Source organism: Cohnella suwonensis, assembly GCF_042655365.1.
Lineage (GTDB): Bacteria > Bacillota > Bacilli > Paenibacillales > Paenibacillaceae > Cohnella > Cohnella suwonensis.
In genome coordinates this window covers 1-20,698 of the sequence record NZ_JBHSMH010000080.1, presented here as the reverse complement: position 1 = coordinate 20,698, position 20,698 = coordinate 1, and the positions used below count along the sequence as shown (strand labels likewise).

23 protein-coding genes and 1 pseudogene are annotated in these 20,698 nt (G+C 48.8%); 20 read left to right on the top strand and 4 right to left on the bottom strand.

Going from position 1 to position 20,698, the window contains the following annotated elements:
• From ACFPPD_RS19695 to ACFPPD_RS19665, 7 genes are all read left to right on the top strand, one after another.
• Positions 1-216, top strand: a 216-nt coding sequence (locus ACFPPD_RS19695) for a LysE family transporter (RefSeq protein WP_378083002.1), incomplete at its 5' end; no start/stop codon positions are given.
• A 424-nt stretch (positions 217-640) separates the two neighbouring features.
• Complete coding sequence (locus tag ACFPPD_RS19690; protein WP_209751551.1) at positions 641-1,957, top strand: sensor histidine kinase; 1,317 nt, start codon at positions 641-643, stop codon at positions 1,955-1,957.
• Complete coding sequence (locus ACFPPD_RS19685) at positions 1,929-2,819, top strand: DNA-binding domain-containing protein (protein ID WP_209751554.1); 891 nt, start codon at positions 1,929-1,931, stop codon at positions 2,817-2,819. Before ACFPPD_RS19690 ends, ACFPPD_RS19685 begins: the two co-directional genes overlap by 29 nt.
• A gap of 185 nt (positions 2,820-3,004) precedes the next feature.
• Positions 3,005-3,781 (top strand): transporter substrate-binding domain-containing protein, encoded by a 777-nt coding sequence (locus ACFPPD_RS19680; protein WP_209751574.1) that lies wholly within the window; start codon positions 3,005-3,007, stop codon positions 3,779-3,781.
• Between the two features lie 110 nt (positions 3,782-3,891).
• Positions 3,892-4,545 (top strand): amino acid ABC transporter permease, encoded by a 654-nt coding sequence (locus tag ACFPPD_RS19675; RefSeq protein WP_209751611.1) that lies wholly within the window; start codon positions 3,892-3,894, stop codon positions 4,543-4,545.
• Complete coding sequence (locus tag ACFPPD_RS19670) at positions 4,542-5,264, top strand: amino acid ABC transporter ATP-binding protein (protein ID WP_209751576.1); 723 nt, start codon at positions 4,542-4,544, stop codon at positions 5,262-5,264. The genes ACFPPD_RS19675 and ACFPPD_RS19670 overlap by 4 nt, the downstream gene beginning before the upstream one ends.
• On the top strand, positions 5,261-6,286 hold the full coding sequence (locus ACFPPD_RS19665) for an asparaginase (RefSeq protein WP_209751579.1): 1,026 nt from the start codon (positions 5,261-5,263) through the stop codon (positions 6,284-6,286). The genes ACFPPD_RS19670 and ACFPPD_RS19665 overlap by 4 nt, the downstream gene beginning before the upstream one ends.
• Before the next feature lie 398 nt (positions 6,287-6,684).
• Here the strand turns inward: ACFPPD_RS19665 and ACFPPD_RS19660 are convergent, their stop codons facing one another.
• On the bottom strand, positions 6,685-7,278 hold the full coding sequence (locus tag ACFPPD_RS19660) for a MepB family protein (protein ID WP_209751581.1): 594 nt from the start codon (positions 7,276-7,278) through the stop codon (positions 6,685-6,687).
• A 428-nt stretch (positions 7,279-7,706) separates the two neighbouring features.
• Positions 7,707-8,330: a flavin reductase family protein gene (locus tag ACFPPD_RS19655; RefSeq protein WP_209751582.1), complete on the bottom strand. Its 624-nt coding sequence runs from the start codon at positions 8,328-8,330 to the stop codon at positions 7,707-7,709.
• Positions 8,331-8,477: 147 nt separating this feature from the next.
• On the opposite strand from ACFPPD_RS19655, the pseudogene ACFPPD_RS19650 reads away from it, so the two are divergent.
• A pseudogene (locus ACFPPD_RS19650) lies at positions 8,478-8,750 on the top strand (Ada metal-binding domain-containing protein); the annotation flags it as partial.
• Positions 8,751-9,185: 435 nt separating this feature from the next.
• On the opposite strand, the gene ACFPPD_RS19645 reads toward ACFPPD_RS19650, so the two are convergent.
• Positions 9,186-9,746 (bottom strand): GbsR/MarR family transcriptional regulator, encoded by a 561-nt coding sequence (locus tag ACFPPD_RS19645; protein WP_209751586.1) that lies wholly within the window; start codon positions 9,744-9,746, stop codon positions 9,186-9,188.
• A 182-nt stretch (positions 9,747-9,928) separates the two neighbouring features.
• Between ACFPPD_RS19645 and ACFPPD_RS19640 the strand changes: the two genes are divergently transcribed.
• The 6 genes from ACFPPD_RS19640 to ACFPPD_RS19615 are packed head-to-tail and all read left to right on the top strand — an operon-like array spanning position 9,929 to position 15,141.
• Positions 9,929-10,810, top strand: coding sequence for a carbohydrate ABC transporter permease (locus ACFPPD_RS19640; protein ID WP_209751588.1), 882 nt, complete (start codon positions 9,929-9,931; stop codon positions 10,808-10,810).
• A gap of 31 nt (positions 10,811-10,841) precedes the next feature.
• Positions 10,842-11,684 (top strand): carbohydrate ABC transporter permease, encoded by an 843-nt coding sequence (locus ACFPPD_RS19635; RefSeq protein ID WP_209751590.1) that lies wholly within the window; start codon positions 10,842-10,844, stop codon positions 11,682-11,684.
• A 42-nt stretch (positions 11,685-11,726) separates the two neighbouring features.
• A complete protein-coding gene (locus ACFPPD_RS19630) occupies positions 11,727-13,109 on the top strand; it encodes an ABC transporter substrate-binding protein (protein WP_378082994.1) in 1,383 nt (460 codons plus the stop codon).
• 12 nt (positions 13,110-13,121) lie between these two features.
• Positions 13,122-13,913 carry an HAD family hydrolase gene (locus ACFPPD_RS19625; protein ID WP_209751592.1) on the top strand — a complete coding sequence of 264 codons (792 nt, stop codon included), beginning with the start codon at positions 13,122-13,124 and terminating at the stop codon, positions 13,911-13,913.
• Positions 13,910-14,251: a DMT family transporter gene (locus ACFPPD_RS19620; RefSeq protein WP_209751594.1), complete on the top strand. Its 342-nt coding sequence runs from the start codon at positions 13,910-13,912 to the stop codon at positions 14,249-14,251. Before ACFPPD_RS19625 ends, ACFPPD_RS19620 begins: the two co-directional genes overlap by 4 nt.
• A gap of 20 nt (positions 14,252-14,271) precedes the next feature.
• Positions 14,272-15,141: a metallophosphoesterase family protein gene (locus tag ACFPPD_RS19615; protein WP_209751597.1), complete on the top strand. Its 870-nt coding sequence runs from the start codon at positions 14,272-14,274 to the stop codon at positions 15,139-15,141.
• A 154-nt stretch (positions 15,142-15,295) separates the two neighbouring features.
• On the opposite strand, the gene ACFPPD_RS19610 is transcribed toward ACFPPD_RS19615, so the two are convergent.
• Complete coding sequence (locus ACFPPD_RS19610; protein ID WP_209751599.1) at positions 15,296-15,709, bottom strand: Lrp/AsnC family transcriptional regulator; 414 nt, start codon at positions 15,707-15,709, stop codon at positions 15,296-15,298.
• A 122-nt stretch (positions 15,710-15,831) separates the two neighbouring features.
• On the opposite strand from ACFPPD_RS19610, the gene ACFPPD_RS19605 reads away from it, so the two are divergent.
• From ACFPPD_RS19605 to ACFPPD_RS19580, 6 genes are all read left to right on the top strand, one after another.
• A complete protein-coding gene (locus tag ACFPPD_RS19605) occupies positions 15,832-16,848 on the top strand; it encodes a hypothetical protein (protein WP_378082990.1) in 1,017 nt (338 codons plus the stop codon).
• Between the two features lie 143 nt (positions 16,849-16,991).
• Positions 16,992-17,447: a MarR family winged helix-turn-helix transcriptional regulator gene (locus tag ACFPPD_RS19600; protein WP_209751603.1), complete on the top strand. Its 456-nt coding sequence runs from the start codon at positions 16,992-16,994 to the stop codon at positions 17,445-17,447.
• A gap of 64 nt (positions 17,448-17,511) precedes the next feature.
• Positions 17,512-17,874 (top strand): DoxX family protein, encoded by a 363-nt coding sequence (locus ACFPPD_RS19595; protein ID WP_378082987.1) that lies wholly within the window; start codon positions 17,512-17,514, stop codon positions 17,872-17,874.
• 16 nt (positions 17,875-17,890) lie between these two features.
• On the top strand, positions 17,891-18,124 hold the full coding sequence (locus ACFPPD_RS19590) for a VOC family protein (RefSeq protein ID WP_209751605.1): 234 nt from the start codon (positions 17,891-17,893) through the stop codon (positions 18,122-18,124).
• A 392-nt stretch (positions 18,125-18,516) separates the two neighbouring features.
• Positions 18,517-19,968, top strand: a complete 1,452-nt coding sequence (locus ACFPPD_RS19585) for an ATP-binding protein (RefSeq protein WP_209751607.1) — start codon at positions 18,517-18,519, stop codon at positions 19,966-19,968.
• Positions 19,955-20,527: a response regulator gene (locus ACFPPD_RS19580; RefSeq protein ID WP_209751609.1), complete on the top strand. Its 573-nt coding sequence runs from the start codon at positions 19,955-19,957 to the stop codon at positions 20,525-20,527. Before ACFPPD_RS19585 ends, ACFPPD_RS19580 begins: the two co-directional genes overlap by 14 nt.
• The last annotated feature ends 171 nt before the right edge of the window (positions 20,528-20,698 follow it).

Sequence of the window (20,698 nt, the reverse complement as noted above, 5' to 3'; positions counted from 1 at the left end):
GATCCGATTCATGGGGGATCCTTTGCTTTTATTATTCTTGGCTTAACGTTTACTTTTACTGGTGGCGTATGGTGCATTTTGGTCGCCTTATTTTCTTCATTTGCTACAAACAAGTTAAGGAATAATTCGAAAATTGCTACAGTCCTGAATAAGATAACGGGAATTGTTTTCATAGGGATGGGGCTTAATTTACTCCGGGCGAAGGCAACTAGATAAAATGTCCTGAAACCACTCCGACAGTTGGAGCGACTGGATTTCGTATGAGGGGAATCCGATCATGACTGGCGACGAATGAAGGCTGAAGAGCATATAGCAGTATTTTAATGACGAATACACCGCCATGTTGCCCTAAGACTTCGGCGGTGTATTTGGCATGTTCGGAATCAACACGAAGTCTGAAGGTTCTTGCCTTTGTGTTTTCCGATGCGCGCCCGCTGCTTTAAGGGTTACCCACTTAGTCAATTACGTTGAACTATGGTTCGCTGCAAGGCGCCCTTATGGAGTAACACAACTTTCCACTTCACGAACGAGCTCCTATTATTCAATAAAAATGAATTCCATGTTAGTATATACATTGTTATAAGATAGGTTTGTGTAAGGGAATTTGACGTACGGCTATCATCAGGAGGCGGGTCGCAGGATGAATAGTCTTATTAAAAATGAAAGATTGCAAATCCTTGTTATCGCAATGGCTACGGCCATTGGCGCTCAATTCAAGATAAACCCCTTCAGCGGCGATTTTTTCCGTATCGGTCTGGGCGTAAGTACATTTTTATTTTTTCTGTTATTTATGCGTCATTTGCCGTATTTAACGATCGGGCTCGCATCGGGATTGTTTAGCATGGTCCTCCAAGCCGGGGATTGGATGATCGCTACCAACTCCTTTTCGATCCAGGGAAGCATTCAAAATAACTTGGCAGCCGGCATTTATTATGTTGTTTTTGCAGTAGGATTGAGCCGGTTCAAAGAAAGGATAAACGAGTATCATCCCCTTGTATTGGGCGCGATTGTTTCCGTGATCGATTTTGCTTCTAACGTAACCGAGCTCATCATACGCGGGATGTTGCTTGATACGCATGCTTTTCATCTTGGGGAATGGTTTCAATTATTGGCTATCGCGATTGTGCGAAGTTATTTTGTGATCGGGCTCTATAGCAGCATTTCGATCAGTCAAATGCGGTTCCTCCATGCCGAACAGCAGAAGAGGATGGAGCAAATGATCCATATCGGCACCGGTTTATATGGGGAAGTCTTTTATTTGAAAAAATCAATGGATACGATCGAGTCCATTACCGTAAACAGCTTTAATCTGTCCCGCAAATTAAAAGAAGAGAATCTAAACGGCCATAGCGTGCAAGCATTGGAGATCGCCCAGCAAATCCATGAAGTGAAGAAGGATTCCCAACGTATATTGGCAGGATTGTTGAAGTTATATGACAGTGAAATCGTCGTTGACCTGAGCCTCTCGGAGATTCTCGATTTTGTCGTAAAAGGAAATCAAAAATACAGCGAAATGCTGAACAAAAAAATCAGTATTGAAAGAGAAGCGGAGATCAACGTCTTTACCCCGAATTATTTCCCTATATTGACGGTGCTCAACAACCTGGTGTCTAATGCTGTAGAAGCGATAGAGAAGAGCGGAATAGTCAGGGTGCAAGTTGTCCAGAATGAAACAGACATTGTATTCGTTGTGACCGATTCAGGAATAGGCATACCCGACAAAGATCATGATGTTATTTTTGAACCGGGCTTTACGACAAAATTTAATGTTGAGGGAGTTGCGGCAACTGGGATTGGCCTCTCTCACGTGCGCGATATCGTTCATTCTCTCGGAGGCGCGATCGAAGTGGAGCCGTCGAAGGAAACGGGCGGCACCCGATTTCTCGTTCGTATTCCGATAACCGCTTTACAGAAAGGGGGCGAAGCCGATGTCGATATCTTACGTTATCGTGGATGACGACGCCGTTTGCAGGCGAATGCTGCAAAACATTATTGAGCAGTGCAAGCTTGGCGAGGTTGCCGGCACGGCGGGAGACGGAGCGGAGGGGATCGGAATCATTCTTGAACTGAAGCCGGATATCGTATTGATTGATTTGCTGATGCCGGGTCAGGATGGGATCGAAACGATCGCGCAATTGAAAAGCAGAGGTTATCATGGAAAGTTTATTATGATTTCGCAAATCGAAAATAAAGAAATGGTCGGACAAGCCTACCAAAGAGGAATCGAGTTTTTTATCCATAAGCCGATCAACCGTTTGGAAGTGGAAGCGGTATTGTCGAAAGTGAACGAACAGCGGAAATACGAGCTTCATATCTTAGAAATCAAGCAATCTTTAGCGAAATTCGATGCGGTAGAAACGGCGGTTCGCAGAGAACCGACCGTTCGCGAGGTTGTGAAGCCTATTCTGATGGATTTAGGCATAATCGGCGAAACCGGCAGTAAGGATGTCATTTCATTGCTGGAATATGTAACGGAGCACCGGCAGTCCGGCGACTTTCCGCCGTTAAAGGAATTGTATGAATCCGCAGCCCGTGCCTCTAAACAAAGCAAGAGCGATGTGGAGAAAGAGAGCAAGGCGGTTGAGCAGCGAATCAGGCGGACCGTCATGGCTGCGTTGAATCATTTGGCGTCGATCGGCTTGACGGATTACAGCAACCCGAAATTTGAATATTATGCCCCGCTTTACTTCGATTTTCAAGATATTCGGATGAGAATGAAGGTGATGGACGAAGGGCAGAATCCTGAAAAAGGGAAAGTGAATATCAAAAAGTTTTTGCAGGTCTTATATATAGAGGTGCTGGAGAAAATGAAAAGCTAAAATCCGAAGGATCAATCGGTTAAGTCCGGATTGATCCTTCGGATTTTTTGTTGTGTTAGGTTTATTTACATCGAAGGTGATTTTTTTTGTAGGATGTTGTAGTTTGCCGTAGCGGAGGCGGTACGATATAGACATGTTAGAGAAACGGTTTACAAAAAACAATAAGAGAGAAGAGGTTGGGTAACATGAAAAAGTTAGGTTTATTGTTGTTCGTGGCTGTCATCGCGTTGACGCTGAGTGCTTGCGGTGCTAATAAGGCTGAAACTGGAGCAAATGAGGAAAAGGTGACCAAATATACGTTTGGCACTGACGCAACGTACCCTCCCTTCGAGTTCGAGAAGGATGGCAAGTACGTCGGCATAGATATCGATTTGATCAACGCGATCGCCGAAGTAGAAGGCTTCGAGGTTGAACTGAAGCCGATGGATTTCAAAGCGATTATCCCGGCTCTTACAGCTGGCCAATTGGACGGCGCTATTGCGGGCATCAGCATTACGGACGAGCGCAAACAGGTTGTAAGCTTGTCCGATCCTTATTATGAAGCGGGACTTTCGCTTATCGTTCGGGCTGACAACACGACGATTAACAGTCCGGAAGACTTGGCCGGAAAGGTCATTGCGATCAAGAAAGGAACTTCGGGCGCCAAGATGGCTGAAGAATTGGCGAAGAAATACGGCGCGGAGATCAAATACTTCGATGATAGCCCGACCATGTACATGGAGGTTGCCAATAAAAACGCCGACGTTACGCTGGAGGACTTCCCGGTTATCTCGTACAAGATCGCAGTCGATCCCGATTCTAACTTGAAAGTGGTCGGAGACCGGTTAAACGGCGATTTTTACGGCATAGCTGTCGGCAAAGATAATGAAGAGCTGTTGAAAAAGCTTAACGATGGATTGAAGAAGCTGCAAGAAAACGGCAAGTACGATGAAATTGTTAACACCTATGTAGGCAAGAAATAAACAATAAGCTTTTTAGCCGGCCGGCCTGTTTAGAAGTATCGGGTAAACAGGTCGGCTTGCGCTTAACGAGACCCTATTAAATGATACGAGAGGAAGGAGCTAAGATTACATTGACATCCTCGATGCAAGTTATTATGGATGCAATGCCGATGTTGCTGCAAGGCGTTCTGATTACGTTAAAGCTGGCGTTCATTTCGTTATGCATTGCATTTGTTATAGGCTTAATTGCTGGCTTGATGAATACCTCCAATTCTAAAATCCTTCGGGGCGCCGCAACGTTTTATGTTGACCTTATTCGGGGCACGCCGCTGCTGGTTCAGATCTTTTTCATTTATTTGGGATTGCCCGCTTTTTTGGACATTCGAATATCGCCGGAGATTGGCGGAATTGCGGCTATTAGCTTGAATGCAGGCGCCTATATTGCGGAAGTTGTTCGCGGAGGCATTAATTCCATTGATAAAGGCCAGGTAGAAGCGTCCCGCTCATTGGGACTAAGCCGGTTTATGACGATGAGGCTGGTCGTTTTGCCGCAAGCGTTGCGCCGGATGACGCCTGCTTTCGTAAACCAATTTATTATTAGCCTTAAAGATACATCCCTGCTGTCTGTCATTGGAATTCGGGAATTGACGCAGAACGGGGAAATTATTATTTCTAGCAATTTCCGTTCGTTTGAAATATGGGGTGCCGTAGGCGCTCTTTACTTCGTGATCATCTATATCTTAACCCGTGTATTCCGTCTGCTTGAGAGGAGGTTCAGCAAATGATCGTCGTACAAAACTTGAGAAAGAGTTACGGTTCGTTGGAAGTGCTGAAGGATATTTCGACAACGATCCGCGAGAAGGAAGTGGTTTGCGTGATCGGGCCGTCCGGATCGGGAAAAAGCACATTCCTCCGGTGTCTGAACCTTCTTGAGGATGTAACGTCCGGGAACGTCGTGATTGGGGGTATGGAAGTTACTTCGCCTAAGACGAATATCGATAAATTGCGTGAAAATGTAGGCATGGTCTTTCAGAGCTTTAATTTATTTCCCCATTTGACCGTATTAAAAAATATTATGCTTGCCCCTAAATACGTTAAAAAAATGGAGAAGCAGCTGAATCAGAAAAGAGCGATGGCACTGCTTACGAAGGTTGGCTTGGCGGAGAAAAAGGATGAATCCCCTGATCGTTTGTCGGGCGGACAAAAGCAGCGCGTAGCTATTGCCAGGGCGCTTGCCATGAATCCTCGCGTCATGTTGTTCGACGAACCGACCTCGGCACTAGATCCGGAAATGGTGGGTGAAGTATTGCTGGTCATGAAGGAACTGGCCCGCGAAGGCATCACGATGATTGTCGTCACGCATGAAATGGGCTTCGCCCGCGAAGTGGCTGACCGCGTCATCTTCATGGATGGGGGATATATTATCGAAGAAGGAACTCCGGCCGAAATATTCGATTCTCCGAAGCATGAACGCACGAAAGCATTTCTTGGGAAAGTGCTATGAAAAAAATACTGCTGCTGACTACAGGCGGAACCATCGCATCCGTTCGGGGAGAAAACGGACTGACTCCGGGAATGACGGACGAGGAAATCGCGAGTTATTTTCCGGAGCAAAATCGGAGGTATAAGGTTGAAAGCAGAGCGCTGATGGAAATAGACAGCACGAATATGCAGCCTGAAGGTTGGGTGCGTATAGCGGAGGCTGTCTTTGAACATTTCGACCATTATGATGGCTTTGTCATTACTCACGGAACGGATACGATGGGATATACATCCGCGGCTCTGTCTTATATGCTGCAAAATATCGTAAAGCCGGTTGTTATGACAGGCTCGCAGGTTCCCATTACCTATGAACATACCGATGCGATGAGAAACATTGGCGATGCTGCGCGGTTTGCCTGCGAGGACCTCGGAGGCGTATTTGTTGTTTTTGACGGCAAAGTCATTAACGGAACCAGAGCCGTAAAAGTAAAGACAAGAAGCTTTCATGCCTTTACGAGCATCAATTATCCGTACGTTGCTATGATTGATCGGGGTGAAGTCAAGTATACTAAGCCCGTTTCGCAGGTTCGGGGCAAGACGGTGAAATTAGAAGTCTCCTTGTGCCCCGATGTTTTTTTATTGAAGCTGCATCCGGGGTCAAAGCCGGAGCTTTTTGATTTTCTCAAGGATCATTATAAAGGGGTAATCATCGAAGGCTTCGGACTTGGAGGAGTGCCTACCCAAGGAAGAAGCTTAATTATGAAAATAAATGAGCTGGTTCAATCGGGAGTAGCTGTCGTCATGACGACTCAATGCCTTGAAGAGGGCGAAGACCGGACGTTATATGAGGTAGGGCGACAAGCGGCCGATGAACGGATCATTTCATCGAAGGATATGAACTCGGAAGCGATCGTTCCCAAGTTGATGTGGGCGTTAGGCAAGACCCCTGATGTCAGAGAGGTCAAGAGAATAATGGAAACGCCGATCGCGGATGATATTGCGGTTTCTGTACGCGGGGAGCTGGAGCGATTGGATTTCTTATAGTGAGAATTCGATTGCGACTGGAGATGAGTAAGAGCGTAAATGAGTATAGCAGTGCACTAATTCTGAATACAGAGCACGGCGGAATGACCACCGGTGCTCTGTATTTTTTTTGGTTGAAGTCAACAAGGAGTCAACAAACGCGTGAGGTAAGTACTTATAGCACAGTGACGAAACAGACGCATAATCGTATCTTCCGTAACTCCTCGCCTGAAGACTCTGGCCTTTGTAACTTTTTTATGGGACGGTTATAAGCTGGCTCTTCTCTACCGACTCATTCTTCTCGTTCGCATTGAAGTCAACGCCCTAAGCGTGCGCGAGTTCGAGTCAACATGGAGTCAACATTTAAGACTGCCACAATAAACGAAGTGGGCTTGGGATTCTTGTCCTTACCCACTTTGTTAAACTTCTTCGGTGTTGCTTGCATTTTGATTGTAAAGCATTTGAGCACGAACAAAATCTATTGGTATATTAGCGGGTATTTCCAAAAAATATTTCAACTGCCATATCTGAGTTTTTTGAGCCTGACGACTCGTAGGATTGTCCCAAGGTGGGTAAATGCGTATTGCTCTCTTACCACCTCTACCCTTATTTGAAACGATATCTTGATCACATAAAACTGCTTTTGGGAATATAAACTGACCGAACTTACTCCCTTTACGTGTACTAATAACAAAGAAATCGACTGGATCTGATACGTCATATGGTTGAATCGGTCCATCCTCTTTTTTCTCCCATAAAGTCACAAATTGCCCGACCTTTGTAGGAGTGATTTTTGCGACACGAAATCTAATAGCGAGAGCATTCAAGTTAAATACATACGCCCCATATTCAGCATTTTGTGCTTCAAGGAGTGGCTGAGAGCAATCAAACCTGCAAGTGTTATAAACAAGATCCTTGGTGGTAAGTAAGTCACTATGTATTGTGTCAGAGAAAGTCCAAGAAATTTGATGGCTAGGTCGTTCTTCTGAAAAGTATCGATTTTTTTCATCCATTTGTTCATAATCCCCCATAAGAATCCCATGTAAAATCATTGTTGCTCATTATATTGACTATCATAGCTAGTTCTCAAGTTCACTTCAATTAACGGGAAACGATAGTTGAATAACTTCTGGATTTTAAAAGGAATTTCGTAAGCGTCAAATAACCTTACCACTTATAATTGAAAGTCTGTTGCGCCCCCTGCAATACGGGGGCTATTTGGCGTTCCTGACTTACCGGTTCGAACGAATCCCTCGCGTGAGCGACACATTCATATTCTCACAGATTAAATCTGATTTCTATGTGTCGGATTTGACGCTTACGTTGCATGTCTGCCCAAGTTTCGGACAAATTATTGGCAATCAAAACAGTCATTTGAGGAGTACTTACACCGTATTGTGAAGATGAAGATATTATTACATCAGGAATGCTGCAGATGGCTCTACTTAGCAGGAATTGGTCTAAAAATCGGTGCCAATCTGGATGGTTGCAATTTGCCGCTAAGTCCGAAAAATTCACAGAAGTTCATGATCAATGGATTCCACTTTTCTGGATCGATATAGTTGTTCCCACTAGTCATAATGAGCTTTTTATCTACGTGAACCCTAGTAATGGCAACCTCGATTGAAGCAAGGAAACTGGGGGGGCTGAAGTCATGAACTTGGGTGAGAGTCGCTTCTAACTGAACCGGACATTCTGCTACGCGAGGCGCTTTAACCCGGTCGGAGGGTTGCTGAGATAACCCGGCTGTTTCGAATTTATTAGGTTCATAGCGATATCCTTGCTGCAATTTGTATTCGGGAACGGGATTGGAACCAGTGAGCAGAGCCAACCTGTCTACATGACTAACAAGGTCAGCTGAAGGAAGGTTCAACACGCATTCCTTCTCGCGCAGGAGGTTCTGAAAGGTCTTGGATCTGCTGCTCATTCCGAGCATACAGGACTGGTTTAGCCACCACGCTGAAGACATAGGGGCTAAATTTGCTGAACCGTCCTCGTTTTTTGTGCTGATAAGCACTACTGGAGTTCCAAAATACAAAATGTTAGGTTCGATTACTTTATGCATGGCCTCAAAATACTCTCCTTCACAAGTCGCTTTATTGTTTTACATCTCTAATTTTACCATTAGACGGATTTTAATATCTTGCTGTTTAATTAGGAAATGCTTACTTGGGAAATGGATCAGGAGTAAACTAGGGGGGGAGTGAAGGATATGAAAAGCGAAGAACGTTTAACTGAAAAAATATGGCAAGCGATCATACACAACGATGCACGTTACGATGGAATTTTTATATACGCAGTCAAATCTACGAACATTTTCTGCAAACCGTCTTGCAAATCTAAAGTGCCTAAAAAGGAAAATGTGCGTATATTTCAAAACCCTCAGAAAGCACAAGCGGCAAATTTCCGCCCATGCAAACGTTGCACCCCTACCAGCATGCGTTTGCCTGATCAGGAGTGGGTGGATCAAATTTCCAAATATATATATATATCTGTCGGATGTCAAAAACATTGTCCCATAAAAAGTCGCGTAGATCGCGGCTTTTTATTTTTATGGGATCAAGTTCTTGTCATCGGCCGGTGTCAAGAACTTGATCCCATTCCCAATGGGTGTCAAGAACATTGACCCATTACCGACGGTGTTCAAGCAAACAAATCGCATAGTTACGACACTTTCCTCTGTTTGGTACAATGGACCTGATCGATCAACCGGCGACCAACGTCCCGAATCCGCTTTCCCATCGTATCGATGTACTTCTTGAAGGCACTTTCGAGGGGGATCCGACAGCTGGAGCGATTGGATTACTTGGCAAGATAACCCGATAGCCGTCGGGGATGAACGTACGCTCCCATGCCCGTGTATACAAAAGAGCTGGCGATGAAGGGACAATCCCTTGCATCGCCAGCTTTCTTTTTACTGTTATTCCCCGTTCTGCCGCCCGTCGAAGGTAGCCCCGGATTCCAGATCGTTCACGAACCGCTGCAGCCATTCGTAATAGCTGACCGCGTGCTTCAGCTTGTGCAAATCCTCCAGGCAGCGCATGCGTTCCTCCTCCGGGGTATCGAGCTGCAGGATCGTCTCCGACAGCGGCGGAATGACGGCGTCCAGCGCTCCCCGCATGACGTCGATTTCCCGTTGGAGCTTGGTGGCGAAGAACGCCTGGAACGCTTTGAAGAAATCCGTCTCGGCGACGTAAAGATCCTTGCGATCCTCTTTCTCCGGAAGCTTGAACGCCATCTTGGATTCGATAAGGGAACGCACGGCATAGCTCATGTTGCTCTTGCTCATGTTCATGCTTTCCTGCATCTTCTCCAGCGTCAGCGGCTTGTCCTCGAAGAACATAATGCCGTACAGCTGCCCGAAGGAGTAATTGACTCCGTATAAGTCCATTGTCTGGGCTAAAGCGTCGATCACCTTGCCGCGAAGCTCTTCGCGTTGCGTCGATGGTTTTTTCATTTTCCCCGAAGTTGCTTTCTTCATGGCTTCTCCACCGCCTCGTCTACCGATTATTTTACACAAAACTCCGCAAGATTTCATGTAGAAATAACCTTCGGGCTTAATTTCTACCGTACAATATTTTTAGAACGTTGTTAGAAATTCAATTGATTAACCTCATAATCTAATGATAATTCAATAATTATTGTACGATAGGTGGTAGAGCGATGAGGAGAAGTACGATTGCCGAGGAAGGCAAGGCGTTGTTGTTCACCATGCCCGCGATGATTCCCCTTGCCTTGTTCTGGTTTTTCCCGCTGGGCTACGTCATATACCTGAGCTTCATGGAATGGGACTTCATGAGCCCGGACAAGCTGTTCGTCGGGTTTCAGAACTATCGGTACTTGTTCGAGGATCCGGCTTTCTATCAGTCGCTTCGCGTATCCTTGCTGTTCTGCTTGGGAAGCGTGGTACCGATTCTGGCCATCGGACTTGCGCTTGCGCTGCTTCTGACGAAGAATCTCCGGGGCGGAGCGATTTACCGGACGCTGATTTTCTCGCCCTGGGTCACCCCGACCGTCGCGGTATCCATCGTCTGGTCTTGGATTTACGAGCCGGAGGTGGGGCTTGCCAACAGCGTGCTCCGCGTATTCGGCATTGACGGCCTTCGCTGGCTGGAGGATCCGAATTGGGCGCTCGTCGGCGTTCTACTCGTGACGATCTGGAAATCGGCGGGCTGGAGCATGATCTTCTATCTGGTCGCCATTCGCAACGTGCCGACGGACCTGATAGAAGCCGCGGGCCTGGACGGCGCGGGGACGTGGCGGAAATTCGTTCACGTGACGCTTCCGCTGATTTCCCCGACGACGTTTTTCCTGTTCATCGTCCAGGCGGTTCAAGCGATCCAAGCGTACGACCAGATCAACGTACTGACCCAAGGAGGCCCGTCGGGCTCGACGCGGACGCTCTTGTATCTGTACTACCAATCCGCATTCGATTCGTTCCAGATCGGACAAGCCTCCGCCGTCGCGATCATCCTGATCGTCGGCTGCGTGCTGCTCTCGGTCGTCTCCGCCTTCGTCGGCCGCAAAATCGTTCACTACTCCTGAGAAACGAAGCTTGGAAAGAGGAGAATTCGCTATGAAAATATGGATGCAATTCGGAATAACGGCGCGTTATCTCGTCGCGGCCGCCATCGCGGTCGTCATGGCTTTCCCCTTCTACTGGATGGCTACCAGCGCGCTCAAAACGAACGACGAAATTTGGCAGTTTCCGCCGACGTTCTGGCCGAACGTTCCGCTATGGCAGAACTTTCGGGAAGCGTGGACGGCGGCGCCGTTCGGCCAATACATGCTGAACAGCATCTTCGTCGCCGGAACGATCGTCCTCATTCAGATCGTGAACTCCGGCATGATGGCCTATGCCCTTACCCATATGCAGTTCCGGCTAAAAGGTGCCTTCGCCGCGCTTGTCCTGATCGGATATATGATTCCGAGCACGGCCGTCTATTTACCGGGCTACATCGTTCTGGGGAAGCTGCAGTTGCTTGATAGCTACGGCGGGTTGATCCTGTCTAACTGCGTGAGCATATTTTCGATTTTTCTGATCCGGCAAGCTTTCCTTCAGGTTTCGCACGAGCTGGTCGAAGCCGGGCGCGTGGACGGCGCTTCCCACACCCGCATCCTATGGACGATTCTCGTTCCGCTCGTCCGGTCTTCCTTCGCAGTGCTTGCTTTAATCACGTTCATCGAGCAGTACAACAATTATTTCTGGCCGATGTTGATTACCAAGGACCCGAGCTTGCAGCTCGTATCGGCCGGGCTGAGAAGCTTCTTCGTGGAAGGGGGTGCATACGGCCTGAAGTGGCCGCTCATTATGGCAGCAAGCGCGTTTACAATCGCCCCGTTGCTCGTCATCTTCGTGCTAGCGCAGAAAACCGTCATCCAGAGCGTCAACCTTACAGCGGGGGCAAGCAAGGGGTAACAGAAATTAAAAAAAGAAGAAAAACGTGGAGGGAAACCAAACATGTCTTTGTCCAAAACGAAAAAATCGACTATCGGCGTTACGCTCGCGGCTTTGATGTTCCTGACGGCTTGCGGCCAAACCGTTAACGAAAGCGGCGGCGCTTCCAACGCATCCGAATCGCCTTCGACTGAAGCTTCGCCATCCGAAAGCGCAAGCGCTCCTGCCTCCTCGGAAGCTCCGAAGGAGCCCGTAACGATCGAATTCTGGTACGGATTGGGCGGCAAGCTCGGCGAGAACATGCAAACCCTGATCAATAAATTCAACTCTTCGCAGCAAGAAGTCATCGTTAAGCCGGTCGTTCAAGCGGACTATTCCGAGACGGAGAATAAGCTTCAAGCGGCAATCGCCTCCGGCGACGTGCCTGCCGCCGTCCTGGCCGCCAACGTCGATTGGGCCAAGAAAGGCTACTTCGCGCCGGTGGACGAGCTGATCGCCGCGAACCCGGATTTCAAACCGGAAGACGTCGTTCCGACTTTCCTGGAGCAAGGGAAAGTGGACGGCAAGCAATTTTTCCTCCCGATGTACGGCACGACGCAAATCATGTACTACCGCAAGGACGCGTTCGAGAAAGCCGGAATCAAGCCGGAAGACATGACGACGTGGGAGAAGCTGGGCGAAGCCGCGGCTAAGATGGCGGTCAAAGAAGGCGGCAAAACGTCGTTCTACGGCTGGGAGCCGATGTGGGGCGAAGCCAACATGATCGACGCCGTCTACAGCAAAGGCGGAAGCGTGCTGAGCGCGGACGGCAAAACCGTTACGCTCGACACTCCCGAATGGATCTCGACGCTCGAATTTTTCCGCAAAGCGATTCACGAAGACAAGACGATGCGCATTCACAGCGGCGGTCAAGGCTGGGAGTATTGGTACAAAACGATCGACGACGTCATGAAAGGCCATGCGGCCGGTTATACCGGATCGAGCGGCGACCAAGGAGACCTCGATTTCGCGCAATTGGCGGCAATGGAACAACCGGGCTGGGAAGGCGCAGGAGCGGGTAAGCCTGTCGCCCAAGCGATCATGGCGGCCATTCCGGCTAAAGCGAGCCCGGAGCAGCAAGCGGCGGCGTTCAAATGGTACAGCTTCTTCATGAGCGCGGAGAACACGGCGTTCTGGTCGATGAACAGCGGCTATATCGCGGTTCGCCAATCGGCATTGGAAGATTCGGCTTTCGTCGAATACAGCAAAGCGAACCCGCAAAGCATGGTACCCTTACAACAAGCGGCGCACGCTTCCGGTCCTTTCCAAGATCCGACCGGCGGCAAAATTTCCGACGCTTTGAAAATCGCGGTGGACAAAGTCCAAATCAGCAACATCCCGGCGGAGAAGGCGCTTAAGGAAGCGCAAGAAACCGCTCAACGGGAGCTGGACAAGCATAACAAATAAGGAGGGATCCGCATGACGCGACTTCGAGTCGCGGACGCGGCCTATCCGATTCAAGCGATCTTGTTCGATAAAGACGGCACTCTGCTCGACTTTATCTACACGTGGGGGAACTGGAGCGAGCGGCTGCTCGCCCGGTTCTCCCGTCGGCTTGAGGAGAGAGGTCTCGCTCCGCTGAGCATGGATACCGATACATTGTGGGGAACGCGCCGCGCTTCGGACGGAGAACTCGCGGGATACGACCGCAACGGGCCGCTGGCTACGGGTACGTTGACGGATCTGCTTACGGTTCTGGCTTGGCAAGGCTATCGGGCGGGATTGACTTGGCCGGAAGCCAAGGTGCTCGCGGAGGAATGCCGGGAGTACGCGGATGAACGGATGTTGGAGGTCAAGGCCGTTAGGGCTTTGCCCGGCGTCGTGAAGTTCCTGGATCATTGCCGAGAACGCGGAATCGTAATGGCCGTCGTGACGGCTGACGAAACGGCGATGGCCGTTCGGCATCTCGAATGGTTAGGAATGACGGAGTATTTCTCGGCAATCATCGGCACGGATCAAGTAGAACGGGGCAAGCCTTGCCCGGACATGGTCGAGCTGGCGTGCAGGCGGTTGAACGTCGACGTTGCGCGGGTTGCGGTTATCGGGGATACGAACGGCGATATGAGAATGGCCCGGTCGGCGGGCGCGGCGGTTGCCGTAGGTATCGCCGGACCGGATGCGGACGAAGCGGCCGGGTCGGGGAATTTGCCCGATGCGGATGCCGTTATCTTGTCCTACGGTGAACTGGAGATCGTCGAAGGCGAATCATGAAAGGTGTGACGAACATGGGATGGTTGCTGCTCGGATTCGCGATCGCGTTGGAGTTGTCCGGTACCGTATCCATGAAGCTCTCCGAAGGCTTTACGCGACTCGTGCCGTCCGTCCTCATGTTTATATTTTACGGCGCCAGCTTTACTCTATTGAATTACGCGCTTAAGTATATGGATGTAGGCACGGTATACGCGGTGTGGTCGGGAGTCGGAATCGTGCTGATTACGTTGGCCGGCCATGTGTTATTCCAAGAACGGATACAGGCGTCTTCGATCATCTGGATCGCGATCATCGCGATCGGGGTTGTCGGCTTGAATATAAGCAGTAAAGGGCATTAGCAAAGGAGACGGTGAAGGCGATGAATCGTAACGGATCGAGCGAGGGAGCGGACCTTCCTCTGCTGAAATTCCAGGTCATCACGGATACGCATATTACTTCCGATCGGGAGCACGCATATAATCGTCGATTGGAAAACGCGCTTCGGGACATCGCCGAGCAGGCGCCGGACAGCCAAGGCATCATGCACGCCGGCGACGTGACCGATCACGGTTTCCCGGGCGAATACGAGGAGTTCCGGCGGATTTGGGGCGAGAGAAATCCTTCGCTCCCGCCGCTGCTAATGACGATGGGCAATCACGACGTCGGCCTTGGCGTATGGGCGATGCGCCTGTCGAACTTCCTGAACGCGACGGAGATGACGGGAGTCTATCACGATCATTGGATCGGCGGGCATCATTTTATATTTCTCGGTACCGAAGTCGGCCACGAACTGTATTGCTCTCTGTCGGAGGACCAGCTACGCTGGCTCGACGAGAAGCTGGGAGAAGGGGATTTGCCGGATCGTCCGGTTTTCGTCTTCCTCCACCAGCCTCCGTTAAACACGGTGTCGGGTTCCCTTGAGGAGCAGAAGTGGAGCGGCGTCATGCAGGACGCCGAGTTCAAGGCGGTGCTGGCGAAGCACCGGAATCGGGCGATTCTGTTCACGGGTCACACGCACTGGGAATTGGAAGCCCCGCGTCAATACTATGACGGAGAAGGCGTCCTGCCTCCGATGTTCAACGCGGCTTCCGTCGCTTACCTATGGACGGACGAGGATAAGCGCAGGGAAGGCAGCCAAGGCTACTTCGTCGAGGTGTACGAGGATCGGGTGGACGTTCGGGGACGGGATTTCGAGAACGGCAAGTGGGTGGAAGAGGCTCATGTTCGATTGCGTTATCCGCGGGACTAATGGGCGGATGAGAAGAGAGATTGCTGTCCGGAACGCCGCGCTGATCGGCGGACGGGGCAGCTTTTTTTCTTCTTTTGCGGAAAATGCCGTTGTTGTAAGATAAAGTTGAAAATAACGAAGAAATTGAATCGACCTCGCCGCAACCCGCTATATCCTAGACCTCGCTAATGACCACGGACAATCTATAATTGACGTAGCGGGTTAGCGATTCTAAAAACTTGTCGAGCTCGTCGTTCGACGGGAATCGGCATTCCAAGAGATAGCAGCCCTCTCCGCTGATTTTGAATCGATTGAGTATGAAAGGGCGCTGCGTATCCAGAAACGAGAAGAACGGCTGATGATCGAAGCTTCGCGTTAAAATCGTAATAAACGAATGCACGGCATAGCCCGTCTTTCTATAGTTCCGGCGGATCGTATAGCCTTCGATCACGTGATCTTCTTCGAGTTTTGCTAACCGGTTAGCCGTCGCTTGGCCGCTTAGATGAACCTTCTCGCCCAGCTTCTTCATCGAAATCCGGCCGTCCTTGGCCAGTTCCTCCAGAATTAGTTTGTCAGTAGGATCAAGCATGAATTGTATCCTCTTTCATTATTCAAGTCTTTTGGGCTATTTTCGTTACTTTGAATATGTATGAGTTCTTACTATTAATGTTAACTTAAAATGGAAGTGATTAAAAGGGAGATGAGAGTCTGATGACGGCAGGGAAGCAAATGTATTCGCTTTGGGACGATTTGGATCGATTCGATTTGGGGGACTCTGGGGCAATCCCGTCAGAATGGAATGGCAAAAAAGCATTATATCTGGAGAAGATGAATTCGGCCATATATCTGCGCGATGAAGTGAAGTACGATTCTTTTCGGTTGCAAGCTGAAGTGGCGATCCCCGGTGAAGTAGGTTTCATCGGTTTGGTCTTTGGAGCCAAAGACCCAGGCAATTACGAACTCGTGTATCTCGCTCCGGTTGAAATCCAATACGATCCCGTGATAAATGGATCGATGACGTGGCAGATTTATAATGGACCCTCTTATCAGAGACCTCTTCCCGACACGACAGGGGCATGGCACAAGTTCAGTCTAGAGGTTCAATCGGAGGGGGCGAGAGTGTTCTTCGGGGAGAACACGGAGCCGGCGCTTATCATCACTCGACTGCAACATGGCGGGCAACGATTGGGCAAAGTCGGCGTATGGAACTTCTTGCCGAGCTATATCCGTAACCTTTCAATAGAAGAAATTCCCCCGGCGTCCATCGAACCTGAAGCAACGGATTTTAGCAAGTTGAAGTCGGAATCGTTCATAACGGAATGGTACGTGTCGAGCCCATTGATTCAAGATGGAGCCAAGGATCAGACATGGACGAAAGCATTCGTCGAGGAGAACGGTACGCTCAACATCAACAGAATTTATCAAGCGAAACCCGGTGCGGCGGTTGTAGTCAAAAGCGATTTTGTGATCGAGGAAGAGGAAGAAACCGTATTGTCGCTTGGTTACAGCGACTCGATTCGACTATGGGTAAATGATAAGGAAGTATATCAAGGTGATTGGTGCTGGAGTCCGCCAAGCCATGACGGGCGCATTCGTCCGGATTTCGCAAACGTGCCGATCAAGTGGAAGCTGGGCGTAAACTCGATTCGCGCCGAAGTATCGCAAAGGGAATCATTCGGATGGGGATTGACCGTCCGAACGGGATTGTCAAATGCAGGTAGAAATTAGCTCCTGTCGATAATCAAGAGTTTAAGCCAGACAATCCGACAGCTGGACCTGTTGCGGCCCTTTTTGGCTTTTCGTTCAATAGTCTTTACAATTCCCGATTTCTGGATATAATGTAATTAGAATTCTAACTATAGAGGTGCTTTGTGAGTAAAGAAAGCGAGCATGAGAATTGGCAATGGGATAAAGGGCCGATTGGTCGGCTGATAAAAACCGGCTATATTACGCTGCGTAGAGAAGTAGAGGAATTATTGAGACCGCTGGGTTTAACCCATACGCAATGGAGCGCGTTGAGCGTTATTCGCCAATTTCCGGGAATCTCGCCATCTCAATTAGAGCCAATTCTAATGATTGAACGGCCAAGCGTCACTAGCTTGCTGAACGGGCTGGCGAGTAAGGGATTCATCATCCGTAAGGATCATCCGCAAGACGGGCGCTACAAACTCATTTATTTAACGGACACGGGTTTGAAGCTGGCAGAAGAGACGCAGCATTTCACTACTGTTGTAGAAGAGCGGGTTAAAGGCGGAATGACGGCGGACGAATTCGATTCCCTTAAAGCGCTCCTTGTCAAAATGGTCGGTTTATTCGAAAAGGAGTGACAATCGTTTTTTACGCATATAGTTAGAAATCTAATTAAATTAATCCGTTAGGAGGAGCAAAATCATGAAGAAATGGATTCGTATTGCGGGATGGATCGTCGTAGGTCTGACTTCCTTATTTTTTGTTCAGAGCGGCATTCAGAAGCTGGCGGGTACGGAACAGATGGTCGAGATGTTTCACAAGTTAGGTTATCCGGATTGGAGTCGAGTCGCAGTTGGATGGGTTGAAATAGCAGGCGCTGTTCTGTTGGCTTTGCCGCGATTGACTCTCTACGCAGCGACAGCGCTTGGCATTCTTATGATCGGAGCGGTTGCTTCCGAAGTAATGTCCGGTCAGGGTATGGGAGCCTTCATTCCCGGTCAGTGGTTAATCTTACTGGCTCTGATTGCAGGTTTGCGATTCAGATTTTATTTACAATCGAAATGAAGGAGTGGTATAAACCATGACTGAACAACCCCGGAAAATACCTTTTGAAAGTTTGGGTTGGTTAGGCTTTCATCATGTGGCCTTGGTTACTCCCGACCTGGATGCAACTATTCTCTTTTATGAAAATACGCTTGGCATGCATTCCTCACCGGTGTACCCGGCAACCTCCCAACGTGGCAGAAACGTCTCGCGGAAAACCCGGAGTCGGCAGATTTATATCGATTCATGCCCGGAGCGCTTCAACATGTAGCGTTCGCTCTTGCATCGGAAGAAGATGGATTGGCCCTGCGTAGTAAACTGAACAGCTGCGGGGTTGCAATGACGGATATCTACGATCAGGGAAAAATACGCAATTTTATTTTTATCGACAATAACGGAATCCAGTTGGAAGCCGCGTGGCCGAAGGAGTGAGACGATTAGGTAGAGGAATTATGGGCGACGCAAAGACGTTAAGAGGACTTGCCAAATCAGCGTAGAAACTTAATTGCAACTTTCGGGTGAGTTCGTCTAAATGAATGAATATGATCTGAAAGATTCGTTATACAAATTATACTTGTCCATCATCAAACCGAAAAATTTTATCACAACAAAGAATAGTTCATTATATAATAAAGGTTATTGGCAATGGATGGAGTGGCTTTCATGTTTCTTATCGTATGGCCGTTAGCACTCTACCTGCTTCAGCGAAGCCGTCGAGACAAGAATGCAAATATTTGGTGGATCGGATTGTTCTTGATCGCGGGAGGCGGCGGCAGCTATTTTTATTTGATGAAGGTGGGGATCTTGCCGTATCTTCAGGAGAATGCGATGCTAACGCCGTGGGTGGGAAATTTCCTGGAGGCGACGGTCATCGGATTTATGCTTCTGTATTACTATGTGCTGCCTTACTTATTCCTTATGAGTGCGATTGCATTATTTCCACTGCAGAGTCTCTCGCGATACGTGATTGTATTGATTGCGTCGGTGCCATCGGTGTGGTTCGTCGTCTCACATCTGTCGCCCTACAGTGGAAATCTTTATATACAGGCCGTACAGCCATGGGCTGTGCTTTATATGGGTGCTGCTTCCCTGTTCTATCTTGCGGCATGGATCAGGGAGACGGACCCAGTGTTAAAGTCCAATATGCTTCGGTTGAATGTGGTTTTTACCCCGATTATTGTGTGGAGCTTGCTGAAGGATTTCATCTACACGGAACAGATCACGCTGACTGCGAACAACCTTGTTATGATCAACCCCGATTGGCATTTACAGGGCAACCCGATCGAGCTATGGTTGTTCTTGCTGCTCCTTTTTTATAGTATTCGTTCCGGCTTCCTAGGTATTAAAGTGCGCATCGAGAGGCAGCGATTGGATGACTCGATGCGAACGATTTCGTATGGAACGGAGTTAATTAACCACGCCATCAAGAACGATGTGCAGAAGCTCGATTATTTCCTCGAGAAGCTGGAGACGCTTGCGATGGAAGGGAAGACGGAGGAAATCCGGATCATCACAAGGCGTATGTCTCTCATAACAGGACAATTGCAGCAAATGAGTGACGATATCAAAGGAAAATCGGAGGAGATTGTCGTTCATGATAAGACAGTCGATCTGTCTGCATTGTTGCAGCAAATTTTAGACGGGCTTGAGCCTATGCTTCGCGATAGATCGATTCGCTTAGAGTATCATTATGCTGACGACACATGGATTCGCTGCGATCCGCGCCATGTTGCTGAAGTGTTTACAAACCTTTGCATAAATGCTGTGGAGTCTATTGAACGGGATAACGGCCTCATTCGAGTCAACGTTAGGCAGAGTAAAAACGGGTTGGACGTCGAAGTAAAGGACAACGGGAAAGGGATCGATCCGTATCAAGCAGGTAAAATTTTCGAGCCGTTCTTTACAACTAAGAAGCATTCGGAGCGTAACTACGGCTTAGGTCTAAGCTATGCGTCCTGTGTTATGCAGAAGCATGGCGGGGAACTGAGGCTGGTGGAAAGCCGTTCGCATGGAGGTTCGCTGTTTCGCATGAGGTTCCCTAAGAAGCGGCTTGTGCGCCGGCGTATTGGTGTAACCAGCGAAAGGGCGGCGATCGATCTGCATGCGAAAAATTAAAGTATTGCTGGTTGAAGATGATCCTTTTTGGCAGGAGAACATAACAAACGATCTGAGTGCCGAGGCGGATATTGAGCTGGTCGCGGTGGCTGCTGCTAAGGAAGAGGCGATTGCCGCGCTTGGACGGCACGAGATCGATGTGATATTGATGGATATCCAGTTATCTGAAAATCGTCTTGACGGCATAGAGGTAACCCGTTATGTGAGAAAGAATAAAGGTTCCAGGATCAAAATAATTATGATTACATCGCTTAATGATCGAGAAGTGATCATGGGCTCATTCAAGTCGGGGGCTGTGAACTATATCAAGAAATCCAGCTTCCGTGACCTGATCCGGGCTATTCGCGAAGCGGATCAAGATCGTGCGTCGATTCACGCTGATGTCGCAGAGATGATGCGCACAGAGATCCAACTGATGGAATTGACAACTTCGGAACGGGAAATTTTCGAATTGAAGCGGCAAGGGTTGAACAAAGTACAGATTGCGGAGAAGCTGCACAAATCGTTGAACACGGTGAAAACCCAATTTAGAAGTATCCGGGATAAGCTGTTTCACTAAGAAAAGAGTGGAGCGCCTCTTTAATATTAGGTCCACTGATTTTGACGCAAGCAAGCCCCCCAACGCCTATGGGAGGCCACTGAAAAAGTCCATTAACTCGAAAAGGTGCAGACCCTCTCTATTTTTGAGGGGACTGTACCTTTTTCTTGTATAATCAAGGTATAACGTCGG

What these genes read in the sequence shown, in the direction of transcription:
- ACFPPD_RS19690 (WP_209751551.1), top strand. Translation starts at nt 641, where the DNA reads ATGAATAGTCTTATTAAAAATGAAAGATTGCAAATCCTTGTTATCGCA.
- ACFPPD_RS19685 (WP_209751554.1), top strand. Translation starts at nt 1,929, where the DNA reads ATGTCGATATCTTACGTTATCGTGGATGACGACGCCGTTTGCAGGCGA.
- ACFPPD_RS19680 (WP_209751574.1), top strand. Translation starts at nt 3,005, where the DNA reads ATGAAAAAGTTAGGTTTATTGTTGTTCGTGGCTGTCATCGCGTTGACG.
- ACFPPD_RS19670 (WP_209751576.1), top strand. Translation starts at nt 4,542, where the DNA reads ATGATCGTCGTACAAAACTTGAGAAAGAGTTACGGTTCGTTGGAAGTG.
- ACFPPD_RS19665 (WP_209751579.1), top strand. Translation starts at nt 5,261, where the DNA reads ATGAAAAAAATACTGCTGCTGACTACAGGCGGAACCATCGCATCCGTT.
- ACFPPD_RS19660 (WP_209751581.1), bottom strand. Translation starts at nt 7,278, where the DNA reads ATGGATGAAAAAAATCGATACTTTTCAGAAGAACGACCTAGCCATCAA.
- ACFPPD_RS19655 (WP_209751582.1), bottom strand. Translation starts at nt 8,330, where the DNA reads ATGCATAAAGTAATCGAACCTAACATTTTGTATTTTGGAACTCCAGTA.
- ACFPPD_RS19645 (WP_209751586.1), bottom strand. Translation starts at nt 9,746, where the DNA reads ATGAAGAAAGCAACTTCGGGGAAAATGAAAAAACCATCGACGCAACGC.
- ACFPPD_RS19640 (WP_209751588.1), top strand. Translation starts at nt 9,929, where the DNA reads ATGAGGAGAAGTACGATTGCCGAGGAAGGCAAGGCGTTGTTGTTCACC.
- ACFPPD_RS19635 (WP_209751590.1), top strand. Translation starts at nt 10,842, where the DNA reads ATGAAAATATGGATGCAATTCGGAATAACGGCGCGTTATCTCGTCGCG.
- ACFPPD_RS19630 (WP_378082994.1), top strand. Translation starts at nt 11,727, where the DNA reads ATGTCTTTGTCCAAAACGAAAAAATCGACTATCGGCGTTACGCTCGCG.
- ACFPPD_RS19625 (WP_209751592.1), top strand. Translation starts at nt 13,122, where the DNA reads ATGACGCGACTTCGAGTCGCGGACGCGGCCTATCCGATTCAAGCGATC.
- ACFPPD_RS19620 (WP_209751594.1), top strand. Translation starts at nt 13,910, where the DNA reads ATGAAAGGTGTGACGAACATGGGATGGTTGCTGCTCGGATTCGCGATC.
- ACFPPD_RS19615 (WP_209751597.1), top strand. Translation starts at nt 14,272, where the DNA reads ATGAATCGTAACGGATCGAGCGAGGGAGCGGACCTTCCTCTGCTGAAA.
- ACFPPD_RS19610 (WP_209751599.1), bottom strand. Translation starts at nt 15,709, where the DNA reads ATGCTTGATCCTACTGACAAACTAATTCTGGAGGAACTGGCCAAGGAC.
- ACFPPD_RS19605 (WP_378082990.1), top strand. Translation starts at nt 15,832, where the DNA reads ATGACGGCAGGGAAGCAAATGTATTCGCTTTGGGACGATTTGGATCGA.
- ACFPPD_RS19595 (WP_378082987.1), top strand. Translation starts at nt 17,512, where the DNA reads ATGAAGAAATGGATTCGTATTGCGGGATGGATCGTCGTAGGTCTGACT.
- ACFPPD_RS19590 (WP_209751605.1), top strand. Translation starts at nt 17,891, where the DNA reads ATGACTGAACAACCCCGGAAAATACCTTTTGAAAGTTTGGGTTGGTTA.
- ACFPPD_RS19585 (WP_209751607.1), top strand. Translation starts at nt 18,517, where the DNA reads ATGTTTCTTATCGTATGGCCGTTAGCACTCTACCTGCTTCAGCGAAGC.
- ACFPPD_RS19580 (WP_209751609.1), top strand. Translation starts at nt 19,955, where the DNA reads ATGCGAAAAATTAAAGTATTGCTGGTTGAAGATGATCCTTTTTGGCAG.